Here is an 18,984-nt window from a genome sequence, read left to right on the forward strand (position 1 = left end):
TGATGATTGCAAAACCCACGCCCCCACGCCGTCCCCGCTGGCGCAGCCTGGCCCTGCTGGCGCTGAGCCTGGCCCCATTGTTGTGGCCCCTGCATCACTTGGCCGAGCGCTATTACCAGGAAAAGCTGGCCTCGCAGAACCGCCAGACCCTCGACCTGTATGTCGCCAACTTGCTCGGTACCCTGCACCGCTACGAGACCTTGCCGCAAATTCTCGGCGACCTGCCGGCGCTGCGTGATGTACTGGCCGATCCTTTCCGCCTGGAAGCGGTGACCAACGCCAACCGCCTGCTCAAGGACATCGTGCAACAGACCGGTGCCGAGGTGATGTACCTGATGGACATCAGCGGCAACACCTTGGCCGCCTCGAACTGGGACAAGCACGACACCTTCGTCGGCAGAAACTTCGCCTTCCGCCCCTACTTCAACGAAGCCATGGCCGGCCACCTGGGCCGCTTCTTCGGCCAGGGCACCACCTCGGCCAAACGTGGCTACTTCTTTGCCGCGGCCGTGCGGGACCGCGAGCGGATCGTCGGCGTGCTGGTGGTCAAAGTCGATCTCGACCACACCGAAACCCTGTGGGGCCGTACGCCCGAGCAGCTGTTGCTGACCGATCACAATGGCGTGGTCATCCTGACTTCGCGGCCCGACTGGCGCTTCCGTGCTACCCGCACGCTGACCGACGCCGAGCGCCAGGCCATCATCGCCATCCAGCCCTATCCGACCCAGGCCCCACAGCCGCTGGTTCTCAACCCGCAGGCCTGGATCACCCAGACCCGCGACATCAAGGAAACCGGCTGGCAAGTCAGCATCCTCGCCCCGCGCACGCTGGTTGATCGCTCGGTGCAGACGGTCATGGCCATCGGTGCCGGTACGCTGCTTGTACTGATGTTGTTAGCCGGCCTGGTGATGCAACGGCGACGCCATTACATCGACCGCATCGACTTCGAAGCCCGTGGCCGCCAGGAACTGGAAAAGCGCGTGGCCGAACGTACCGCCGACCTTGAAGGCCTGAACACCCGCCTGAAAAATGCCGTGCTGGAGCGCGAAAACGCTCAGCAGGAGGCCGTGCGCGCGCAGGACGAACTGGTGCAGGCCGGCAAGCTGTCGGTTCTCGGCACCATGTCGGCCAGTATCAGCCATGAGTTGAACCAGCCCCTGGCCGCCATCCGCAGCTACGCGGAGAACGCCGAAATCCTGCTCGACCACCAACGTACCGAAGACGCCCGCGGCAACCTCAAGCTGATCGGCGAGCTGACCGGGCGCATGGCCTCGATCATTGCCCACCTGCGCGCCTTCGCCCGTCGTGACCGCCATGCCCCGGAGAGCGTGGCCCTGCAGCCGGCCCTGGACGATGCCCTGGCGCTGCTGGCCAAGCGCCGCCGGGCGATGGCCGTAGAGCTGATCCGCGACCTGCCGGAAGCCACCTTGTGGGTACAGGCCGGCGAGACCCGCCTGCGCCAGGTGCTAGGCAACCTGCTGGCCAATGCCCTCGACGCCCTGACTGAAAAAGCCAACCCGCGTCGCCTGTGGCTAAGTGCCGAGCAGCGTGATGACTGCGTCTACCTGTACATCCGTGACAACGGCCCCGGTTTCAGCCGCCAGGCCCTGGAGCACGCCAAGGAGCCGTTCTTCACAACCAAGACCCGTACCCAGGGCCTGGGCCTGGGCCTGGCCATCTGTGAAAGCCTGATGCGCGCCCTGGGCGGTGAACTGCTGCTGGCCAACCACCCGGAAGGTGGCGCAATGCTGACCCTCCAGCTGCGTGTGGCCGCGTCTGGCGCTACTTTGCCCAATTCGGAGGACCCCTCGGCATGACCACCGAGACACTGATCGACAGCCGAGCCCAGGTCATCCTGGTGGACGATGACCCCCACCTGCGCCAAGCCTTGAGCCAGACCCTGGACCTGGCTGGGCTCAAGGTAGTCGCCCTGGCCGAAGCTCAAGGCCTGGCCGAGCGTATCGAGGCCGACTGGCCCGGCGTGGTGGTCAGCGACATCCGCATGCCGGGCATCGATGGCCTGCAGTTGCTGGAACAACTGCACGGCCGTGACAGCGAGCTGCCGGTGCTGCTGATTACCGGCCATGGCGATGTGCCGCTGGCGGTGCAGGCGATGCGCGCCGGGGCTTATGACTTCCTGGAAAAACCTTTTGCCACAGACGCTCTGCTCGACAGCGTACGCCGCGCCCTGGCCTTGCGCCGGCTGGTGCTGGACAACCGTAGCCTGCGTCTGGCACTGAGCGACCGCCAGCAGCTGGCAACCCGCCTGGTCGGCCATTCACCGGCCATGCTGCGCCTGCGCGAGCAGATCGGTGCCTTGGCCGGCACCCGCGCCGATGTGTTGATTCTGGGCGAGACCGGCGCTGGCAAAGAGGTGGTGGCTCGCGCCCTGCACGACCTGTCCAGCCGCAGCGAAGGGCCATTCGTGGCGATCAACGCCGGCGCGCTGGCCGAATCGGTGGTCGAAAGCGAACTGTTCGGCCACGAGCCCGGGGCGTTCACCGGCGCGCAGAAGCGCCGTATCGGCAAGTTCGAATTTGCCAACGGCGGCACGCTGTTCCTCGACGAAATCGAGAGCATGAGCCTGGATGTGCAGGTGAAGTTGCTGCGCATGCTGCAGGAGCGGGTGGTCGAACGACTGGGTGGCAACCAGTTGATCCCGCTCGATATCCGCATCATTGCCGCCACCAAGGAAGACCTGCGTCAGTCTGCCGACCAAGGGCGATTCCGCGCGGACCTGTATTACCGCCTGAACGTCGCGCCGCTGCGTATTCCGCCACTGCGCGAACGCGGGGACGACATACTGGTGCTGTTCCAGCATTTCGCCGATGCTGCCAGCCAACGCCATGGTCTGTCGCCGCATGCGCTGCAGCCAGCGCAACGCGCCCTGCTGCTGCGTCATGACTGGCCAGGTAATGTCCGCGAGCTACAGAACGCCGCCGAGCGTTTCGCCCTTGGCCTGGAACTGGCACTGGATAGCCAGGCCCCCTCGGCAGCAGCACCGGCAGCACCCATGCTGAGCGGCAACCTCAGCGAGCAGGTCGAGCAGTTCGAACGCTCGCTGATCGCTGCTGAACTGGCCCAGCCACATGGCTCCATGCGGAGCCTGGCCGAAGCACTGGGTATCCCCCGCAAAACCCTGCATGACAAGCTGCGCAAGCACGGCTTGAACTTCGACGGCGGCAGCGGCGGGCATGACGATCAAGAGGACAACCGTTAATGAGCACCGATAGCCAGTACCTGCAGTCCGTACTGCACAGCGACATCCCCCTGACCCGCCAGATGGGCCTGGAAGTGATCGATTGGCAGCAGCACACCCTGCGCCTGCAACTGCCGCTGGCGGCCAACGTCAACCACAAAAGCACCATGTTCGGCGGCAGCCTGTACTGCGCAGCAGTGCTGGTGGGTTGGGGCTGGCTGCACCTGCGCCTGCGTGAACGGGGGATCGATGACGGGCATATCGTCATCCAGGAAGGGCAGATCAGCTACCCGTTGCCGGTTACCGGTGCGGCGGTGGCGCGTTGTGCAGCGCCCGACGAAAAGACCTGGGAGCGATTCCTGGCCATGTACCAGCGTCGTGGGCGGGCGCGGTTGACGTTGGAGACAACGGTGAGCAATGACGGCAGTGACGAGCCGGCGGTGAGGTTCAGCGGCCAGTACGTCCTGCACCGCTAGCCCAGCAGCCGCTGAAAGCAACTGCGCTGCACAAAACCCAAAGGCTGGCGTAAAACCTGTGGGAGCGGGCAGGCCCGCGAACACCGGCGAAGCCGGTGCCCCGCACCGCGGTACCTGCTTCGCGGGCTCGCCCGCTCCCACAGGGTAGGGTGAGAGTCCGTCAAATCAGGTTCAGGAAGGACTGGCGCCATGCTGCATTGGCGGGCAATGCCAGGAAGTACGGGTTAAGCAACGACTCGCGCGGCGGATACCGGAATGGCAAGCCATCCAGCCCGATCACCTCGCCGCAGGCCCCTTCCACCACGCCTTGCGCCGCTGCAGTATCCCACTGCGAAGTCGGCGCCAGGCGCGGATAACAATCGGCGCTGCCCTCGGCCAACAGGCAGAACTTCAACGAGCTGCCGATATTGGCCAGCTCCAGCTCTCCCACCGCAGCCCCAAGCCCGGACAACAGGGCTTCCTGTTCCGCGCTGGAATGCCGACGGCTGGCAACCACGGTAAAACGCTCGCCCTCCGGGGGGGCGTTGCGAACCTGGATCGGTTGGGCTGCCTCGCCGGCATCTGCACGCCAGGCCCCCATGCCGCGCCCACCGAAGTAGCAGCGTCCATTGGTCGGCATCGACACCACACCAAACACCACGTCGCCGTTCTCGACCAAGGCGATGTTGACCGTGAATTCTTCACTGCCAGCAATGAACTCCTTGGTGCCATCCAGCGGGTCGACCAGCCACCAGCGGCTCCAGCTTTGGCGCTCGGCCAGTGAAATATTGCAGTCCTCTTCGGACAGCACCGGAATGTGCGGTGCCAGCGCCACCAGGCCATCGGCAATTACCCGGTGCGCGGCCAGGTCGGCGGCGGTAACCGGCGAATCGTCGGCCTTGCTGGTTACCGCGATATCGGCGCGCCAGAATGGCAGGATTGCCTCGCCCGCCGTCAGCGCCAGCTTGACCACTTCGTGCATCAGTTGCAGGTCGTTCATAGCTCCAGCAGCCCCCGCTGAATCAGCAGGTCACGCGCCAGGTACAGCGCCGCCAGGGCGCGACCCTCGGTGAACTGCGGATGCATGGCCAAGGCCGACAACTCACGCAGGTTGACCTTGTCGACCCGCATCGGCTCGGGCTCATCGCCTTCCAGGCGCTCTTCGTACAGGTCGCTGGCCAGCACCACCTGAATCTTCTGGCTCATGTAGCCCGGCGAAAGCGACAGTTCCGTCAGGTGCTCCAGCTGGCGTGCGCCAAAACCGGCTTCTTCCTTGAGCTCCCGGTCGGCTGCCGCCAGCACGTCTTCGCCCGGTTCGATCAGGCCCTTGGGCAACGAAAGCTCGTATTCATCGGTGCCGCCGCAGTATTCCTCCACCAGCACGGCGTGCTCGGCATCGAGCATGGCCACGATCATCACCGCGCCGTAGCCGTTACCCCGGCCCACCAGGCGTTCATAGGTGCGCTCGGCGCCATTGCTGAAGCGCAACTGTACGGCTTCGACGCGGAACAGGCGGCTGCTGGCGACAATCTCGCGGCTGAGTACGGTGGGTTTCTGGCGCATGGGGCGGCTCCTTGGCGTGAACGGGTTACTATACCGTGGCTTGCCGACTGATCGAGAGTTTCCCATGCCTGTTCTTCCCTGGTCTGCCATCGATACCGTCCTGCTGGACATGGATGGCACTCTGCTCGACCTGCATTACGATAACCGCTTCTGGCTGGAGCACCTGCCTCAGCGCTATGCCGAACTGCACGGTGTAAGCCGGGCCATGGCGGAAATGGAGCTGCAACCGCTGTTCGAACGCAATGCCGGCACATTGAACTGGTACTGCCTGGACTTCTGGAGCCGCGAGCTTCGCCTGCCCATTCGCGAGCTGAAACGGGAAATTGCCGACCTGATTGCCCTGCGCCCGGATGCCGATACCTTCCTGGCGGCGATTCGCCAGGCCGGCAAGCGTGTCGTGATGATCACCAATGCCCACCGAGACTCGCTGTCGCTGAAGCTGGAACGGGTGGAGCTGGCACCGTACTTCGAGCGGCTGATCAGCTCGCACGACTATGGTTACCCGAAGGAAAGCCCGCAGTTCTGGGATGCCTTGCAGGCGGATATCGGCTTCGAGCCGGAGCGCAGCCTGTTCATCGACGACACGCTGGCGATTCTGCGCAGTGCACGGCGGTTTGGTGTGGGGCATCTGTTGGCGGTGCGCCAGCCCGATAGCCAGGCACAACCACGAGATACCGAAGAATTTGCAGCGGTCGTGGATTACCGGGCGTTACTGGAAGGCCTGTGAGGCCCCATTCGCGAGCATGCCCGCGAAGAGGCCGGTACAGACTTCAGCAATCAGTCAGGAATACGCAGCACCTGCCCCGGATAGATCTTGTCCGGGTGCTTGAGCATCGGCTTGTTGGCCTCGAAAATCTTGTTGTACTGGCCGGCATTGCCATACACGACCATGGCAATGGCTGAAAGTGTGTCGCCCGATTTCACAGTGACGAACCTTGCCGCCTGGACTATCGGCCCGGTCACGGTGATCTGGTCCTCGACACTGGCCACGCCACTGATATTGCCCGCCGCCAGAATGATCTTCTCCTTCTCTTCCTGGCTGGCCACTTCACCCTTGAGGATGATCTTGTCTCCTTCTACAGTGGCGGTGATGTTGGGGTTGCCCAGGCCAACAGCTTCCACGTGCTTCTTAAGCTGCTCTTCGGCATTGGCGTTGCCAGGGGTCAGCAGGTCGATCAACTTCTCGCCGGCTTCCTTCACGAAACTGAACAGGCTCATTGCGCTCTCCTTGTTGACGAAACCTCGGACACAGGAGTCTAGGCCAGCTTTACCACTCCCGCCCGGTGCGACCAATCGACGCGGTCTATCAAGGCATAGACCCTAGCGATTAGACGCCGCCGGCCCGCACGCCTAGGCTTGTGCTATCAGAAAGCCGCCGGTATTCAGCGCCCCGATGAACAGCAAGCCTCCGGTCTGCGCGGCCTCATCACCCTTGTCCATGCCCGCCGCCAGCAACACCTACGATTACGTCCAGCTCAGCGACGCCAAACGCGACAGCACCCCGCTGGCCGAGGAAGTGGCCCTGGCCATTGTCTATAACGGCCTCAACCAGGCGGTAATGCTGGTCAGCCCTACCGATCTGGAAGACTTCGCCGTCGGTTTCAGCGTCGGCAGCGGCATTGTCGAAGGCACCGCAGAAATCTACGACCTCAAGCTCTCCGGCGGCGGTTCGGCAATGTACGCCGACCTGGAAATTTCCAGCCGAGCGTTCTGGAACCTGAAAAACCAGCGCCGCCAACTGGCCGGCACCAGTGGTTGCGGCCTGTGTGGTGTCGAAGCCCTGGAGCAGGCGCTGCCGGACCTGGCCGTGTTGCCGGGTGCGCCCCTGCCCCCGGCCCAGTGGCTGGTCGGCCTGCGCGAGCGCATCGACGCCTTCCAGCCACTGGGCCAGCATTGCGGCGCCGTGCATGCAGCACTGTTCATGGACCGCCAAGGCGAACTGCTGCTCGGCCGCGAAGACATCGGCCGGCACAACGCCCTCGACAAACTGATCGGTGCCCTGCTGCGACAGCGCATCGACAGCCAGGGCGGCCTGGCGATTGTCACCAGCCGCTGCAGCCTGGAGCTGATCCAGAAGGTACTGCGTGCCGGCATCCAGACCCTGGTCAGCCTGTCAGCGCCCACCGGCCTTGCCCTGCAATGGGCGCGCAAACACAACCTCAACCTTATCCACTTGCCCAAGCACAGCGCACCGCGGGTCTACAGCCCAGCGGCGGAGTCGTAACAGTCGTGACCTCGTACCAACCTCTTCCGGACAACACCCCAGCCTCCCCCCCTCGCTACAAGCCCTACCACGGCCCCGCCGGCGGTTGGGGCGCGCTGCGTAGCGTGGCCAAGGCCTGGGTCGGCAGCGATAACGCGCTGAAGAACATTCGCGCCCTGCTCAAGACCAACCAGAACGGCGGTTTCGACTGCCCCGGCTGCGCCTGGGGCGATTCGCCGGAAAGCGGCATGGTCAAGTTCTGCGAGAACGGCGCCAAGGCGGTGAACTGGGAAGCAACCAAGCGCCGTGTCGATGCTGCCTTTTTCGCCCGTTACAGTGTCTCCTCGCTGCTGCAGCAAAGCGACTATTGGCTGGAGTACCAAGGGCGTCTGACCGAACCGATGGTCTACGACGCATCAAGCGACCGCTACCTGCCGATCAGCTGGGATGCCGCCTTCGCCCTGATCGCCCGCGAGCTGAACAAGCTGGCCAACCCTGACCAGGCCGAGTTCTATACCTCGGGACGAGCCAGCAACGAAGCGGCGTTCCTGTACCAACTGTTCGTGCGCGCCTACGGCACCAACAACTTCCCTGACTGCTCGAACATGTGCCATGAGGCCAGCGGGGTGGCATTGGGGCAAAGCGTCGGGGTCGGCAAGGGTACTGTCACCTTCGACGACTTCGAGCACGCCGATTCCATTTTTGTCTGGGGCCAGAACCCCGGCACCAACCACCCGCGCATGCTCGACCCACTGCGCGATGCGGTAAAACGTGGCGCCCAGGTGGTGTGCATCAACCCGCTCAAGGAGCGTGGTCTGGAGCGCTTCCAGCACCCCCAGAACCCACTGGAAATGCTGACCAACAGTGACCGTCCGACCAACACCGCCTTCTTCCGCCCGGCCCTGGGTGGCGACATGGCGATGTTGCGCGGCATGGCCAAGTTCGTCCTGCAATGGGAACGCGAAGCCCAGGCCAACGGTGAACCGGCCGTGTTCGATCACGCCTTCATCGCCGAACATGGCCATGGCGTCGATGAATACCTGGCCGTGGTGGACGCCACGCCGTGGTCGCACATCCAGGCACAGTCCGGACTGACCTTGGCCGACATCGAACTGGCCGCGCGCATGTACTGCCGGGGCAAGCGGGTGATCATGTGCTGGGCGATGGGCATCACCCAACACCGTCATTCGGTGCCGACCATTCAGGAAATCGTCAACCTGCAGATGCTGCGCGGCAACATCGGCGCGCCCGGCGCCGGCCTGTGCCCGGTGCGTGGCCACAGCAACGTGCAGGGTGACCGCACCATGGGCATCAACGAGCGCCCGCCAGAGGCACTGCTGGATGCCATCGAAAAGCGCTTTGGCTTCCCCGTGCCACGGCGCAATGGCCATAACACCGTCGAAGCCATTCACGCGATGCTCGATGGCCGGGCCAAGGTTTTCATCGGCCTGGGCGGCAACTTCGCCCAAGCCACACCCGACACCGAGCGTACCGCCCAGGCGCTGCGCAACTGCGAGCTGACCGTGCACATCAGCACCAAGCTCAACCGTAGCCACCTGGTCCATGGCAAGCAGGCACTGATCCTGCCGTGCCTGGGCCGCACCGACATCGACCTGCAGGCCGACGGGCCACAGGCAGTCACGGTGGAAGACTCGTTCAGCATGGTCCACGCCTCCAACGGCCAGCTCAAGCCGCTGTCGACGCAAATGCGCTCGGAGCCTGCGGTGATCGCCGGCATCGCCGCCGCCACGCTGGGCAAACAACCGGTGGACTGGCACTGGCTGGTGGCCGACTACGACCGTATCCGCGACCTGATCGGCGATACCATTGCCGGCTTCAGCGGCTTCAACCAGCGCCTGCGTCATCCGGGGGGCTTCCATCTGGGCAACAGCGCGGCCAACCGCGAATGGGCGACCAGCACCGGCCGCGCCAACTTCAAGGCCAACCTGCTGCCCGACACGCTGCTTGACGAACGCGTACGCGCCAGCGGCCAGTTGCCAGACCTGATCATGCAGTCGATGCGCTCGCACGATCAGTACAACACCACTATCTATGGCCTGGACGACCGCTACCGCGGCGTGCGCGGCCAGCGCGAGGTGCTGTTCGCCAACGAAGCCGACATCATCCGCCTGGGCTTCCAGCCGGGGCAGAAGGTCGACATCGTTTCGTTGTGGGGGGATGAGCATGAGCGCCGGGTGCAAGGCTTTACCCTGCTGGCCTTCGACATCCCTGCCGGGCAGGCGGCAGCGTATTACCCGGAGGTGAACCCGCTGGTGCCGCTGGAGAGCATTGGCGTTGGTAGCCATACGCCAACATCGAAGTTCATTGCCATCAAACTGGAGCGAGCGCGGGACGACGGGCGCATCCTGTAAAAATGAAAAAAGCACTGTTCCGTGGCGGCTCAGGGCTTTGTCATAACAGTCTGGGACAGCCTGAAAACGATAAAGTTTCATAGTAAATACAGCAAGTTAGAGAATTGTGTACAACTCGTGTTACTCGTCGGATTTCCGTTGCCAGCCACGCCTCTTAGCTTCAAATTCGCCTCGTCATCCCTATGAGGCTCTCTTGATGAAGAAGTACTCCTCGATTCTGTTGTTGTCTTTCAGCTTGCTCAGCGGCGTTGCCATGGCAGGCGGCACCACCGAGGCCGGCATTGGCGGCGCACTGGGTGGGGTACTGGGCTCTGTCGTGGGCAACTCCATCGGTGGCAGCACCGGCGGCGCCATTGGTGCCGGTCTGGGCGGTGCGGCAGGTGGCGCTCTGGGCGCAGACAAACGCCAGCGTGGTGAAGCCGCTATCGGCGGCGCGCTGGGCGCCGCAGGTGGTAACGTGGTCGGTCGCTCCGTGGGCGGCACCACGGGTAGCTACATTGGTGCGGCAGCCGGCGGTGGTGCCGGTGGTGCGCTGGGTAACTACCTGGGCAAAGAGGCCGACAAAGACGATTACCGCGATGGCCGCCGCTATCGTCGCGGTTACGACGACGACCGTCGTCACTGGGACCGTGGCCGCCACTACGGCCACCGCAAGCACAAGCGCCACTGGCGCGACTAACGCCTGGGGCCCTGCCCCGGCAACAAAACCCCGCCCCTGCCAGCGGGGTTTTTTATGCCTGTCGCTCCAGCACAAGGCCGGACAGGATCACCTGCAGCGCCTCTGGCAACGCTACAGGCCGGCCACTGGCGCGCTCGATGAACACCTGCACCACCGTACCTGCCGCGCACGCGTCCGGCTCGCCCGGACGGTACAGCGCCAGCCGGTACTCTACCGTGCTGCCCGCCAGACGCGTCACTCCCAACCCCACCTCCAGCAAATCCGGGAAGCCCGGCAGAGCATAGAAATCCGCAGCCGAACTGACCACGAAGGCGGCCAGTTCACCGTGTCGCAGGTCCAGTTCCGCCTGCTCGACGAGAAACGCCTGTATCGCGGTTTCGAAGAAGCCGTGCACCGTTGCACCGGCGATGTGGCCGTTCAGGTCGTTGTCCTGGGGGCGGGTAAGGATCGGGTGAAAGTGGGAGAAGGCAGTGCGCTGAGGGGCTTCGGTCATCTGGCTGGCTCTTGTCTTCGCAATGGATGCTGACAGTGAAACAGAAAAACCAGACTTTCGCTGCCTATGCGGGCCCCTTCGCGGGCAAGCCCGCTCCTGCAACGGCCTGCGCCCACCACCGATCAGTCAGTGTGTAGGAGCGGGTTTACCCGCGAATACGATGGCGGCTGCGACGGTGAACCACGGGTGGAAATTGGCCAGCAGGTCCGCCCCTTTCGCGGGCAAGCCCGCCCCCACAAAAAAGCCGCCCCTGGGGGCGGCTTTCTCGTTGCGGCTGAGCTCGGCTTACAGCTGCGGGCCAGCGGCCTTGATGGCGTCGGAAACTTCGAACTTCTTGAAGTTTTCGATGAACAGCTTGGCCAGACCTTTGGCAGCCTCGTCGTAGGCCGCTTTGTCAGCCCAGTTGGTGCGCGGGTTGAGCAGTTCGGCTTCAACGCCCGGAACAGCCTTCGGCACGTCCAGGTTGATGATGTCCAGGTGCTCGGTTTCGGCACCGACCAGTGCGCCGCTCTGGATTGCAGCGATCACGGCACGGGTAGTGGGGATGCTGAAGCGCTTGCCAACGCCGTAACCACCACCCGTCCAGCCGGTGTTGACCAGGTAGACCTTGGAGTTGAAGCCGTTGATACGCTTGATCAGCAGTTCGGCGTACTCGCCAGCCGGACGCGGGAAGAACGGTGCGCCGAAGCAGGTGGAGAAGGTCGACTTGATGCCGCCGCCCGAACCCATTTCAGTGGAACCGACCAGCGCAGTGTAGCCGGACAGGAAGTGGTAGGCCGCCTGCTCGTTGTTCAGGATCGAAACCGGAGGCAGAACACCGGTCAGGTCGCAGGTGAGGAAGATCACTGCATTAGGCTCGCCGCCCAGGTTCGCTTCCGAACGCTTGGCAACGTGCTCCAGCGGGTAGGCCGCACGGCTGTTCTGGGTCAGGCTGACATCGGTGTAGTCGGCGTGCTTGTTGGCGTCGAGAACGACGTTTTCCAGTACTGCGCCGTGCTTGATGGCTTTCCAGATGACCGGCTCGTTCTTCTCGGACAGGTCGATGCACTTGGCGTAGCAGCCGCCTTCCATGTTGAAGACAACGCCTTCGCCCCAACCGTGCTCGTCGTCACCGATCAGGTAACGGCTTTCGTCTGCCGAAAGGGTGGTCTTGCCAGTGCCCGACAGGCCGAAGAACAGGGTCACATCGCCTTCTTCGCCGATGTTGGCCGCGCAGTGCATAGGCAGTACGTCGACAGCCGGCAGCAGGAAGTTTTGCACCGAGAACATGGCTTTCTTCATTTCACCGGCGTAGCGCATGCCAGCGATCAGCACTTTCTTCTGGGCGAAGTTGATGATCACGCAACCGTCGGAGTTGGTGCCGTCACGCTCAGGTTCGCACACGAAGTTGGCGACGTTGAGGACCTGCCACTGGTCGCGACCAGCCGGGTTGAACTGCTCCGGGTTGATGAACAGGCAACGACCGAACAGGTTCTGCCAGGCAGTCTGGGTGGTCATCTTCACCGGCAGGTAGTGCTCGGCTGCAGCCCCTACGTGAACATAGGAAACGAAGTGATCCTGGGCGTTGTTGAACGCCTCGACGCGAGCCCACAGGGCATCGAACTTGTCAGCCGGGAACTTGCGGTTGATCGGGCCCCAGGAAATGGCATCCTGGGTGGAAGGTTCTTCGACGATGAAACGGTCAGCCGGCGAACGGCCGGTACGGTGACCAGTCTCCACGACCAGTGCGCCAGTATCGGCTAGTACGCCTTCACCGCGTTGCAGCGCTTCTTTTACCAGCTCATCGACGCTCAGGTCGGTGTACACGGTGTTGTTGGCTTGCGTCATGAGATACCCCATCCGGCCCGAGGCCGAGTGCTCCAAACGTTTTGTAGTTGTCTTGAAAAAACTACTACAGCGAAAAAAGTGGCCGGATTATGCCAGAAACGCCCAAAAAAAGTAGGCCCCTCCTGTCAGAACTGCGCTTTTGCGCAATTCGACAGGAGATTATCCTGAGCTTTAACGTTTCAGTGACGAGTTTCTGAGGCCACGTCAGTACCGCCACCCGCAAACAGTTGCGCCACATCGCTGGCATCGAAGAAGTAGCGCTCGTTGCAGAACTGGCAATCGATCTCCACCGTCCCGCCACACTCTTCCACCAGCGCCTTGGCGTCGTGTTCGCCCAGACTGACCAACGCATTGCCGGAGCGTTCCCGCGAACAGCTGCAATTGAAGCGCAGTGGCTGAATATCGAACAGGCGCACGGCATCTTCGTGGTACAGGCGGTGCAGCAGGGTTTCGTTGCCCTCTGTCCACTCTTCCGGCTTGAGCGTCTTGGCCAGGGCCACTACGTGCTGCCAGCTGTCTTCGCGCTCTTCATCATCCGGCTGGCGATCACGCGGCAGTTGCTGCAGCAATAGCCCACGGGCCTTGCCGCCTTCGGCATTGAGCCAGAAACGGGTATTGAGCTGCTGCGACTGGACGAAGTAGTTGGTGAAACATTCCGACAGGTTGGCGCCATCGAGGTCGACGGTCCCCTGGTAGCGCTGGCCCTTGACCGGGTCGATGGTCAGGGTCAGGTGGCCGTCGGGCATCAGCTGCGACAGGGTGGCACCCGCCGGAATCTGGTCCGCTTCGTAGCGGGCCATGCCGCGGATCTCGCGGTCGCTGGAACATTCCACCATCAGCAGCGGAATCGGCCCAGCCGAACGCGCCTGCAGAATCAGCAGGCCATCGAACTTCATCGCACCCACCAGCAAGGCGGTGGCGGCCATCAACTCGCCGAGCAGCACCTTGACCGGCTGGGGGTACTCATGACGCGCCAACACTGCGGCGTAGCTGTCATCGAGAGACACCCACTCGCCGCGCACATCGCGCTCGTCGAAGATGAAACGTTGGGTGAAATCGGTATCAGGCAATTCGCTCATAGGTTTTGGCTATCTGAAAATGATGACAAAATGGTTACAAGGGTTGTCGCGAACCTGCGAGAGCCCATGACAGAGCGCTCACACGGCGCTCCGATTTCTGTTTGCAATAGAGGTATTTTATGGACAATCGACCACTGTTCCAAGCAAGGTGGTCCTGGGGGCCACTGGCAGCCTGTACGCTGCTTCCCATCGCTCTACTGTGTTTCTGGTTATGGCCCATTGGCCAGATCCTGTGCCTGACTTTCGACGAGTGGCTGTTCCGCAGCCTGAACGCACCACTGGCAGACAATACTGCCTGGCGTAATATCTGGGCACTTGGCAGCCTGCGCCCGTTCGATATCGTCGTCGGTCTGATCCTGCTGGCTGTGCTCATTCGCGGTGACTGGGTGTTCAAGGCCGCTCAGGTTCGCCAGGCATTTTTCGGCTTTCTGGTCACGCTACTCCTCTTAGTGGTGATTCGCGCGCTGTTTTCCAAGTGGGTGGATGCAGCCGGGTGGCAGCACAAGAGCCCATCGATGATCTTCGACGACGTCGTGCACCTGAGTGACTATTACCCGAATCTGGAGGCTGCCTGGGAACTGAAGGACCGTTCCAGCAAGAGTTTCCCGGGTGATCACGCCTCGGTGCTGTTGGTCTGGGCGCTGTTCATGAGCGTGTTCAGCCGCGGCCTTTTGCAGTACCTGGTTGTCTGGGGGTTGGCGCTGCTGTTCATGCTTCCGCGCCTGGTAGCCGGTGCCCACTGGGGGCAGGACGACTACATCGGCGGCTTGCTGATGGCGGTGCTGGCGTTGGGCTGGAGCTACTACACGCCGCTGGCGGCCAAAGGCAGCGAGGCGTTGATGCGCTGGACAGCGCCGTTGTTCAAGCTGTTGTCCACGCTACCGCTGGTCGGGCGAATGGCGGTGTTCCGTTAGATGCCTGGGGCTGCACGGCAGCCCCATTCAATCGTAACTTCCATGCAACTGGTGGATCTGCCGCCGCTGCTTCTTGGTCGGCCGGCCATCGGTGGTCACGCCCATGGCCCCGGCCTTACGCATCTCAGCGGCCTGTTCACGGCGACGCACACTTTCTTCGGTTTCCTCGTACAACGCCTGCGCCTCCGGGGCACCACGACGCACCATCGACAGCGCCTTCACCACCACGGTGCGCTCATCGAACCCGGTACGCAGTACGAACTCGTCGCCCACCCGCGGCTCCTTGCCCGGCTTGCAACGCTCACCCCGGCAATGCACCTTGCCACTCTCGATCGCCGCCTTGGCCAGCGCTCGGGTCTTGTAGAAGCGCGCCGCCCATAGCCATTTGTCCAGGCGAACCTTGTCGTCGTCTTCGGCTTTTTGTGCCATCCCGTTACCTCGGATTCTGTCTTTCATCGAACTGTACTACCTTCACATACGGATGCAAAAAGTCCCCGCCGTGCTTAAAGTTCACCACCTCATTCGCAGGGTGCGCTTCGTGAAGACATTTGACCATTTGACTGTGATCGGCCTGCGCGAGTGGGTCGCCCTGCCTGACCTCGGCGTGGCCGGGCTGCGCGCCAAGATCGACACCGGTGCCAGCACATCGAGCCTGCATGCCACCGAGGTGGAACCCTTCGAGCGCGACGGCCAGCCCTGGGTTCGCTTCACTGCGCACCTGGGCTCGGTGGTGCAGTTGCGTCACCGCCGCTGCGAGGCACCGCTGGTGACCATGAAGACCATCAAGAGCTCCAACGGCCACGCCCAGACCCGCTATGTCATCCGCACGTCACTGGCGCTGGGTGATGGTGTATGGGAGGTGGAGTTCACCCTGGCCTGCCGCAAGAGCATGCGCTACCGCCTGTTGCTTGGTTCCAAGGCTCTGATACACGGCCAACTGGTGGTCAACCCCGGCCTGAAATACGTACAAGACAAACCGGCCTTCCCGGCCACCCTTTCCCCTGTCACAGGTGCTGCATGAAGATCGCTGTGCTGTCGCGCAATCCGCGTCTGTATTCCACCCGCCGCCTGGTCGAAGCCGGTACCCAGCGTGGCCACGAAATGGTGGTGATCGATACCCTGCGGGCCTACATGAACATTGCCAGCCACAAGCCGCAGATCCACTACCGTGGCAAGCCGCTGGAAGGCTTCGATGCGGTGATCCCGCGCATAGGTGCTTCGGTTACGTTCTATGGCTGCGCGGTGCTGCGCCAGTTCGAAATGATGGGCGTATACCCGCTCAACGAGTCGGTCGCCATTGCCCGCTCGCGCGACAAGCTGCGCTCGTTGCAGCTGTTGTCGCGGCGCGGCATCGGCCTGCCGATCACCGGTTTCGCCCACTCGCCGGACGACATCCCCGACCTGATCCAGATGGTCAACGGTGCCCCGCTGGTGATCAAGGTGCTGGAAGGCACCCAGGGCATCGGCGTGGTGCTGTGCGAAACCCCCCAGGCGGCCGAGTCGGTGATCGAAGCATTCATGGGCCTCAAGCAGGACATCATGGTTCAGGAGTACATCAAGGAAGCCGGTGGTGCAGATATTCGATGCTTCGTGGTAGGCGATAAAGTAATTGCCTCAATGAAGCGTCAGGCCAAGCCGGGCGAGTTCCGCTCCAACCTGCACCGAGGTGGCGTCGCCAGCCTGATAAAAATCACCCCTGAAGAACGCATTACCGCAATTCGGGCGGCCAAGGTGATGGGGTTGAGCGTGGCGGGCGTGGACATCCTGCGCTCCAACCACGGGCCGTTGGTGATGGAGGTAAACTCGTCACCGGGGCTGGAGGGCATTGAAGTCACCACGGGCAAGAACGTGGCCGGGATGATCATCGAGCATCTGGAGAAGAATGGCGGGCCCAATCAGACCCGGACCAAGGGCAAAGGCTGATTCAGCCTGTACCGGCCTCTTCGCGGCTGAAGCCCCACAGGTACTGCACAACCCCTGTAGCGGCTTCAGTCACGAAGAGGCCAGTGAGCCTCACACAGCATTACGCGGCAGCAGCAGCCCCAGCGGCAACCTGACCCGCGCCTCGATCCCGCCGCCAGACCGGTTACGCAACTCCACATTCCCGCCATGTTGCGCAGCAATCCGCTTGACGATCGCCAGCCCCAGCCCGGTGCCCTTGCCACCCCGCGCCCGGTCACCGCGAATGAACGGGTTGAAGATGGTTTCCAGCTCCGACTCGTCAATACCGGCACCGCGGTCCAGCACGCTGAGCACCACATACGGCGCACTCTCATCCCCCGACACATAGGCAGCCACCTCGACCCCCTTGCCAGCATGGTGCAGGGCGTTGCCGATCAGGTTGCCCAGCATGCGCTTGAGCGAAACCCGGCGCAGCGGGAACGGTGGAATCGGCTCCAGGCACAGGCGCACGCGCTCTTCCGGCTGGTTGTAAGGAGCCACCACCTCGCGCACCAGGTCAGCAAGGTCGACCTCTTCCACTGGCTCGTCACGGCCATCGCGGATGAAGGCCAGGAACTGGTCGAGAATCGCGTCCATGTCCTCGATATCGCGAACCATGTCATCGCTCAGCTCGTTGTCGCTGTTCAGCAACGACAGCGACAGGCGCAGCCGTGTCAGTGGTGTGCGCAAGTCGTGGGAAACCCCGGCCAGCATCAGCTCGCGCTCACGCCCGGCCTGCTCGACATCCTCGGCCATCTGGTTGAACGCCTTGTACACCTCGGTCATCTCGCTGGGGGTATCGCTGATCGGCAGGCGCACACTGCGCCCCTGGCCAAGCTGGCGGGCGGCGAACACCAGGCGTTTGAGCGGCTGGTTCAACTGGCGCACAAAAATCCACGCCGAGGCGGTGGACAACAAACCAATGGCCAGGAACCAGCCCAGCACGTTCCAGATCTTCTGCCCGCGCAAGGGGTGCGGGTACAGCGGCACCTTCAGCCAACCTGGGCCAAGGCTTGGCGCATTGACCCACAACGCCGGAGGCGCATGAATGCGCAACCGCACCTCGGTGTCTTCACCCAACTCGGCCTGCATCTGCCGTTGGTAGATTTCACTGTAAGGCCAATGCTGCTCACCTTCGGGCACACCCGAGCCGGTCACCCGGATAAGGCCTGCCGCCTCGGCGATCTTGTCGCGGTTTTCTTCGTCGGCGGCCCAATAGGCGCGCAAGGTCAGCGCTACACCATGGCTGTACTGACGGTCGACCAGCACGTCCTCGTTCATCAGCAGGTAGACCAGGGTCAGCGCCTTGGAGAACAGAACGACGATCAACACCAGCCACAGGGTGCGGGCGAAGAAACTTTGCGGAAACCAGAGCGGTGTTTTCATCGACGTCCAGGCATCATTTTCCGGCGTTTCCGTCCGGTACGAACACGTAGCCCACGCCCCAGACAGTCTGGATGTAACGCGGCTTGGACGGGTCCGGCTCGATCATGCGACGCAGGCGCGAGATCTGCACGTCGATGGAACGTTCCAGCGCATCCCATTCGCGGCCGCGCGCCAGGTTCATCAGTTTGTCGCGGGTCAACGGCTCGCGGGCGTGCATCACCAAGGCCTTGAGCACAGCGAACTCACCAGTGGTAAGCATGTGCACTTCGTCGCCACGCTTGAGCTCGCGGGTAGCCAGCGACAGTTCATAGTCGCCGAACGTGACCGATTCATCTTCGCTGCCCGGCGCTCCCGGCACGCTCGGCGCCTGGCGGCGCAGCACCGCCTTGACCCGGGCCATCAACTCGTCCGGGTTGAACGGTTTGCCCAGGTAGTCGTCGGCGCCCAGCTCCAGGCCCTTGATGCGGCTGAGCTCGTCGCCCTTGGCGGTCAGCATGATGATCGGGATCTGGTTGTTCTGCTGGCGCAGTCGCTTGCACGCGGACAGGCCGTCCTCACCCGGCAACATCAGGTCGAGCACCACCAGGTTGAACACCTCGCGCTGCAGCAGACGGTCCATCTGCTCGGTGTTGGGCACTGCGCGGGCACGGTAGCCCTTGCTGGTGAAGAAACGTTCCAGCAGGCTGCTCAGCCCCGGATCGTCGTCGACGATGAGAATCTTGTCACCTTCAGTGGTGTTTGGCGTGCCGGTCATGAATAACTCCTCTGATATCGCCGCGCATTATGGCGTAGCCATTGCTGCACGTTGCGTGAGCATTGTTAGCAGATTTTTCCCCCGGCGCCAGTTCCGGCTGGCCGGGCGCCATCACCGCA

At 62.9% G+C, this 18,984-nt stretch carries 19 protein-coding genes; 10 read left to right on the forward strand and 9 right to left on the reverse strand.

What is annotated here, in order from left to right:
• Window positions 1-2: 2 nt before the first annotated feature.
• The 3 genes from ACF8EF_RS04835 to ACF8EF_RS04845 are packed head-to-tail and all read left to right on the forward strand — an operon-like array spanning window position 3 to window position 3,675.
• A complete protein-coding gene (locus ACF8EF_RS04835; protein WP_176683638.1) occupies window positions 3-1,817 on the forward strand; it encodes an ATP-binding protein in 1,815 nt (604 codons plus the stop codon).
• Window positions 1,814-3,220, forward strand: coding sequence for a sigma-54 dependent transcriptional regulator (locus ACF8EF_RS04840; RefSeq protein WP_176683639.1), 1,407 nt, complete (start codon window positions 1,814-1,816; stop codon window positions 3,218-3,220). Before ACF8EF_RS04835 ends, ACF8EF_RS04840 begins: the two co-directional genes overlap by 4 nt.
• Window positions 3,220-3,675: a YiiD C-terminal domain-containing protein gene (locus ACF8EF_RS04845; protein ID WP_176683640.1), complete on the forward strand. Its 456-nt coding sequence runs from the start codon at window positions 3,220-3,222 to the stop codon at window positions 3,673-3,675. The genes ACF8EF_RS04840 and ACF8EF_RS04845 overlap by 1 nt, the downstream gene beginning before the upstream one ends.
• Before the next feature lie 160 nt (window positions 3,676-3,835).
• On the opposite strand, the gene cysQ is transcribed toward ACF8EF_RS04845, so the two are convergent.
• Window positions 3,836-4,654, reverse strand: coding sequence for a 3'(2'),5'-bisphosphate nucleotidase CysQ (cysQ, locus tag ACF8EF_RS04850; protein ID WP_176683641.1), 819 nt, complete (start codon window positions 4,652-4,654; stop codon window positions 3,836-3,838).
• Window positions 4,651-5,217: an ADP compounds hydrolase NudE gene (gene nudE, locus ACF8EF_RS04855; RefSeq protein WP_003255794.1), complete on the reverse strand. Its 567-nt coding sequence runs from the start codon at window positions 5,215-5,217 to the stop codon at window positions 4,651-4,653. The genes cysQ and nudE overlap by 4 nt, the downstream gene beginning before the upstream one ends.
• Before the next feature lie 64 nt (window positions 5,218-5,281).
• Between nudE and yrfG the strand changes: the two genes are divergently transcribed.
• Window positions 5,282-5,944: a GMP/IMP nucleotidase gene (gene yrfG, locus ACF8EF_RS04860; protein ID WP_176683642.1), complete on the forward strand. Its 663-nt coding sequence runs from the start codon at window positions 5,282-5,284 to the stop codon at window positions 5,942-5,944.
• A 50-nt stretch (window positions 5,945-5,994) separates the two neighbouring features.
• On the opposite strand, the gene lysM is transcribed toward yrfG, so the two are convergent.
• Complete coding sequence (lysM, locus tag ACF8EF_RS04865; RefSeq protein WP_392460611.1) at window positions 5,995-6,435, reverse strand: peptidoglycan-binding protein LysM; 441 nt, start codon at window positions 6,433-6,435, stop codon at window positions 5,995-5,997.
• A gap of 175 nt (window positions 6,436-6,610) precedes the next feature.
• Between lysM and fdhD the strand changes: the two genes are divergently transcribed.
• The 3 genes from fdhD to ACF8EF_RS04880 all read left to right on the forward strand — a co-directional run bounded on the left by fdhD (window position 6,611) and on the right by ACF8EF_RS04880 (window position 10,471).
• Entirely contained in the window at window positions 6,611-7,441 is an 831-nt protein-coding gene (gene fdhD / locus ACF8EF_RS04870) for a formate dehydrogenase accessory sulfurtransferase FdhD (protein WP_176683644.1), read from the forward strand.
• A 5-nt stretch (window positions 7,442-7,446) separates the two neighbouring features.
• Window positions 7,447-9,792 carry an FdhF/YdeP family oxidoreductase gene (locus ACF8EF_RS04875; protein WP_392460612.1) on the forward strand — a complete coding sequence of 782 codons (2,346 nt, stop codon included), beginning with the start codon at window positions 7,447-7,449 and terminating at the stop codon, window positions 9,790-9,792.
• A 196-nt stretch (window positions 9,793-9,988) separates the two neighbouring features.
• Complete coding sequence (locus tag ACF8EF_RS04880; protein ID WP_104960602.1) at window positions 9,989-10,471, forward strand: glycine zipper domain-containing protein; 483 nt, start codon at window positions 9,989-9,991, stop codon at window positions 10,469-10,471.
• Between the two features lie 52 nt (window positions 10,472-10,523).
• Here the strand turns inward: ACF8EF_RS04880 and ACF8EF_RS04885 are convergent, their stop codons facing one another.
• The 3 genes from ACF8EF_RS04885 to hslO form a co-directional block, all read right to left on the reverse strand.
• Window positions 10,524-10,964, reverse strand: a complete 441-nt coding sequence (locus tag ACF8EF_RS04885) for a thioesterase family protein (RefSeq protein WP_176683646.1) — start codon at window positions 10,962-10,964, stop codon at window positions 10,524-10,526.
• A 285-nt stretch (window positions 10,965-11,249) separates the two neighbouring features.
• Window positions 11,250-12,791: a phosphoenolpyruvate carboxykinase gene (locus ACF8EF_RS04890; protein ID WP_392460613.1), complete on the reverse strand. Its 1,542-nt coding sequence runs from the start codon at window positions 12,789-12,791 to the stop codon at window positions 11,250-11,252.
• Between the two features lie 179 nt (window positions 12,792-12,970).
• Entirely contained in the window at window positions 12,971-13,870 is a 900-nt protein-coding gene (gene hslO / locus ACF8EF_RS04895; protein WP_103443305.1) for an Hsp33 family molecular chaperone HslO, read from the reverse strand.
• Between the two features lie 119 nt (window positions 13,871-13,989).
• Here hslO and ACF8EF_RS04900 point away from each other — a divergent pair, with 119 nt between their 5' ends.
• Complete coding sequence (locus tag ACF8EF_RS04900; protein ID WP_176685250.1) at window positions 13,990-14,784, forward strand: phosphatase PAP2 family protein; 795 nt, start codon at window positions 13,990-13,992, stop codon at window positions 14,782-14,784.
• Window positions 14,785-14,811: 27 nt separating this feature from the next.
• On the opposite strand, the gene ACF8EF_RS04905 is transcribed toward ACF8EF_RS04900, so the two are convergent.
• Complete coding sequence (locus ACF8EF_RS04905) at window positions 14,812-15,213, reverse strand: RNA-binding S4 domain-containing protein (protein WP_176685298.1); 402 nt, start codon at window positions 15,211-15,213, stop codon at window positions 14,812-14,814.
• Between the two features lie 109 nt (window positions 15,214-15,322).
• Here ACF8EF_RS04905 and ACF8EF_RS04910 point away from each other — a divergent pair, with 109 nt between their 5' ends.
• A complete protein-coding gene (locus tag ACF8EF_RS04910; RefSeq protein WP_028697326.1) occupies window positions 15,323-15,805 on the forward strand; it encodes an ATP-dependent zinc protease in 483 nt (160 codons plus the stop codon).
• Window positions 15,802-16,707 carry a 30S ribosomal protein S6--L-glutamate ligase gene (gene rimK, locus ACF8EF_RS04915; RefSeq protein WP_021782598.1) on the forward strand — a complete coding sequence of 302 codons (906 nt, stop codon included), beginning with the start codon at window positions 15,802-15,804 and terminating at the stop codon, window positions 16,705-16,707. The genes ACF8EF_RS04910 and rimK overlap by 4 nt, the downstream gene beginning before the upstream one ends.
• Window positions 16,708-16,797: 90 nt before the next feature.
• Here rimK and ACF8EF_RS04920 read toward each other — a convergent pair whose 3' ends face one another.
• Window positions 16,798-18,111 (reverse strand): ATP-binding protein, encoded by a 1,314-nt coding sequence (locus tag ACF8EF_RS04920; RefSeq protein WP_176685251.1) that lies wholly within the window; start codon window positions 18,109-18,111, stop codon window positions 16,798-16,800.
• A gap of 13 nt (window positions 18,112-18,124) precedes the next feature.
• The gene (gene ompR / locus ACF8EF_RS04925; RefSeq protein WP_176685252.1) at window positions 18,125-18,865 is read right to left on the reverse strand and encodes a two-component system response regulator OmpR; all 741 of its coding nucleotides are present in this window, start codon (window positions 18,863-18,865) and stop codon (window positions 18,125-18,127) included.
• Window positions 18,866-18,984 lie beyond the last annotated feature (119 nt).

It is taken from the genome of Pseudomonas sp. zjy_15 (genome assembly GCF_043101865.1).
GTDB lineage: Bacteria > Pseudomonadota > Gammaproteobacteria > Pseudomonadales > Pseudomonadaceae > Aquipseudomonas > Aquipseudomonas putida_Y.

Coding starts and splice junctions, on each gene's coding strand:
- ACF8EF_RS04835 (WP_176683638.1), top strand. CDS start 3: ATGATTGCAAAACCCACGCCCCCACGCCGTCCCCGCTGGCGCAGCCTG.
- ACF8EF_RS04840 (WP_176683639.1), top strand. CDS start 1,814: ATGACCACCGAGACACTGATCGACAGCCGAGCCCAGGTCATCCTGGTG.
- ACF8EF_RS04845 (WP_176683640.1), top strand. CDS start 3,220: ATGAGCACCGATAGCCAGTACCTGCAGTCCGTACTGCACAGCGACATC.
- cysQ (WP_176683641.1), bottom strand. CDS start 4,654: ATGAACGACCTGCAACTGATGCACGAAGTGGTCAAGCTGGCGCTGACG.
- nudE (WP_003255794.1), bottom strand. CDS start 5,217: ATGCGCCAGAAACCCACCGTACTCAGCCGCGAGATTGTCGCCAGCAGC.
- yrfG (WP_176683642.1), top strand. CDS start 5,282: ATGCCTGTTCTTCCCTGGTCTGCCATCGATACCGTCCTGCTGGACATG.
- lysM (WP_392460611.1), bottom strand. CDS start 6,435: ATGAGCCTGTTCAGTTTCGTGAAGGAAGCCGGCGAGAAGTTGATCGAC.
- fdhD (WP_176683644.1), top strand. CDS start 6,611: ATGAACAGCAAGCCTCCGGTCTGCGCGGCCTCATCACCCTTGTCCATG.
- ACF8EF_RS04880 (WP_104960602.1), top strand. CDS start 9,989: ATGAAGAAGTACTCCTCGATTCTGTTGTTGTCTTTCAGCTTGCTCAGC.
- ACF8EF_RS04885 (WP_176683646.1), bottom strand. CDS start 10,964: ATGACCGAAGCCCCTCAGCGCACTGCCTTCTCCCACTTTCACCCGATC.
- ACF8EF_RS04890 (WP_392460613.1), bottom strand. CDS start 12,791: ATGACGCAAGCCAACAACACCGTGTACACCGACCTGAGCGTCGATGAG.
- hslO (WP_103443305.1), bottom strand. CDS start 13,870: ATGAGCGAATTGCCTGATACCGATTTCACCCAACGTTTCATCTTCGAC.
- ACF8EF_RS04900 (WP_176685250.1), top strand. CDS start 13,990: ATGGACAATCGACCACTGTTCCAAGCAAGGTGGTCCTGGGGGCCACTG.
- ACF8EF_RS04905 (WP_176685298.1), bottom strand. CDS start 15,213: ATGGCACAAAAAGCCGAAGACGACGACAAGGTTCGCCTGGACAAATGG.
- rimK (WP_021782598.1), top strand. CDS start 15,802: ATGAAGATCGCTGTGCTGTCGCGCAATCCGCGTCTGTATTCCACCCGC.
- ACF8EF_RS04920 (WP_176685251.1), bottom strand. CDS start 18,111: ATGAAAACACCGCTCTGGTTTCCGCAAAGTTTCTTCGCCCGCACCCTG.
- ompR (WP_176685252.1), bottom strand. CDS start 18,865: ATGACCGGCACGCCAAACACCACTGAAGGTGACAAGATTCTCATCGTC.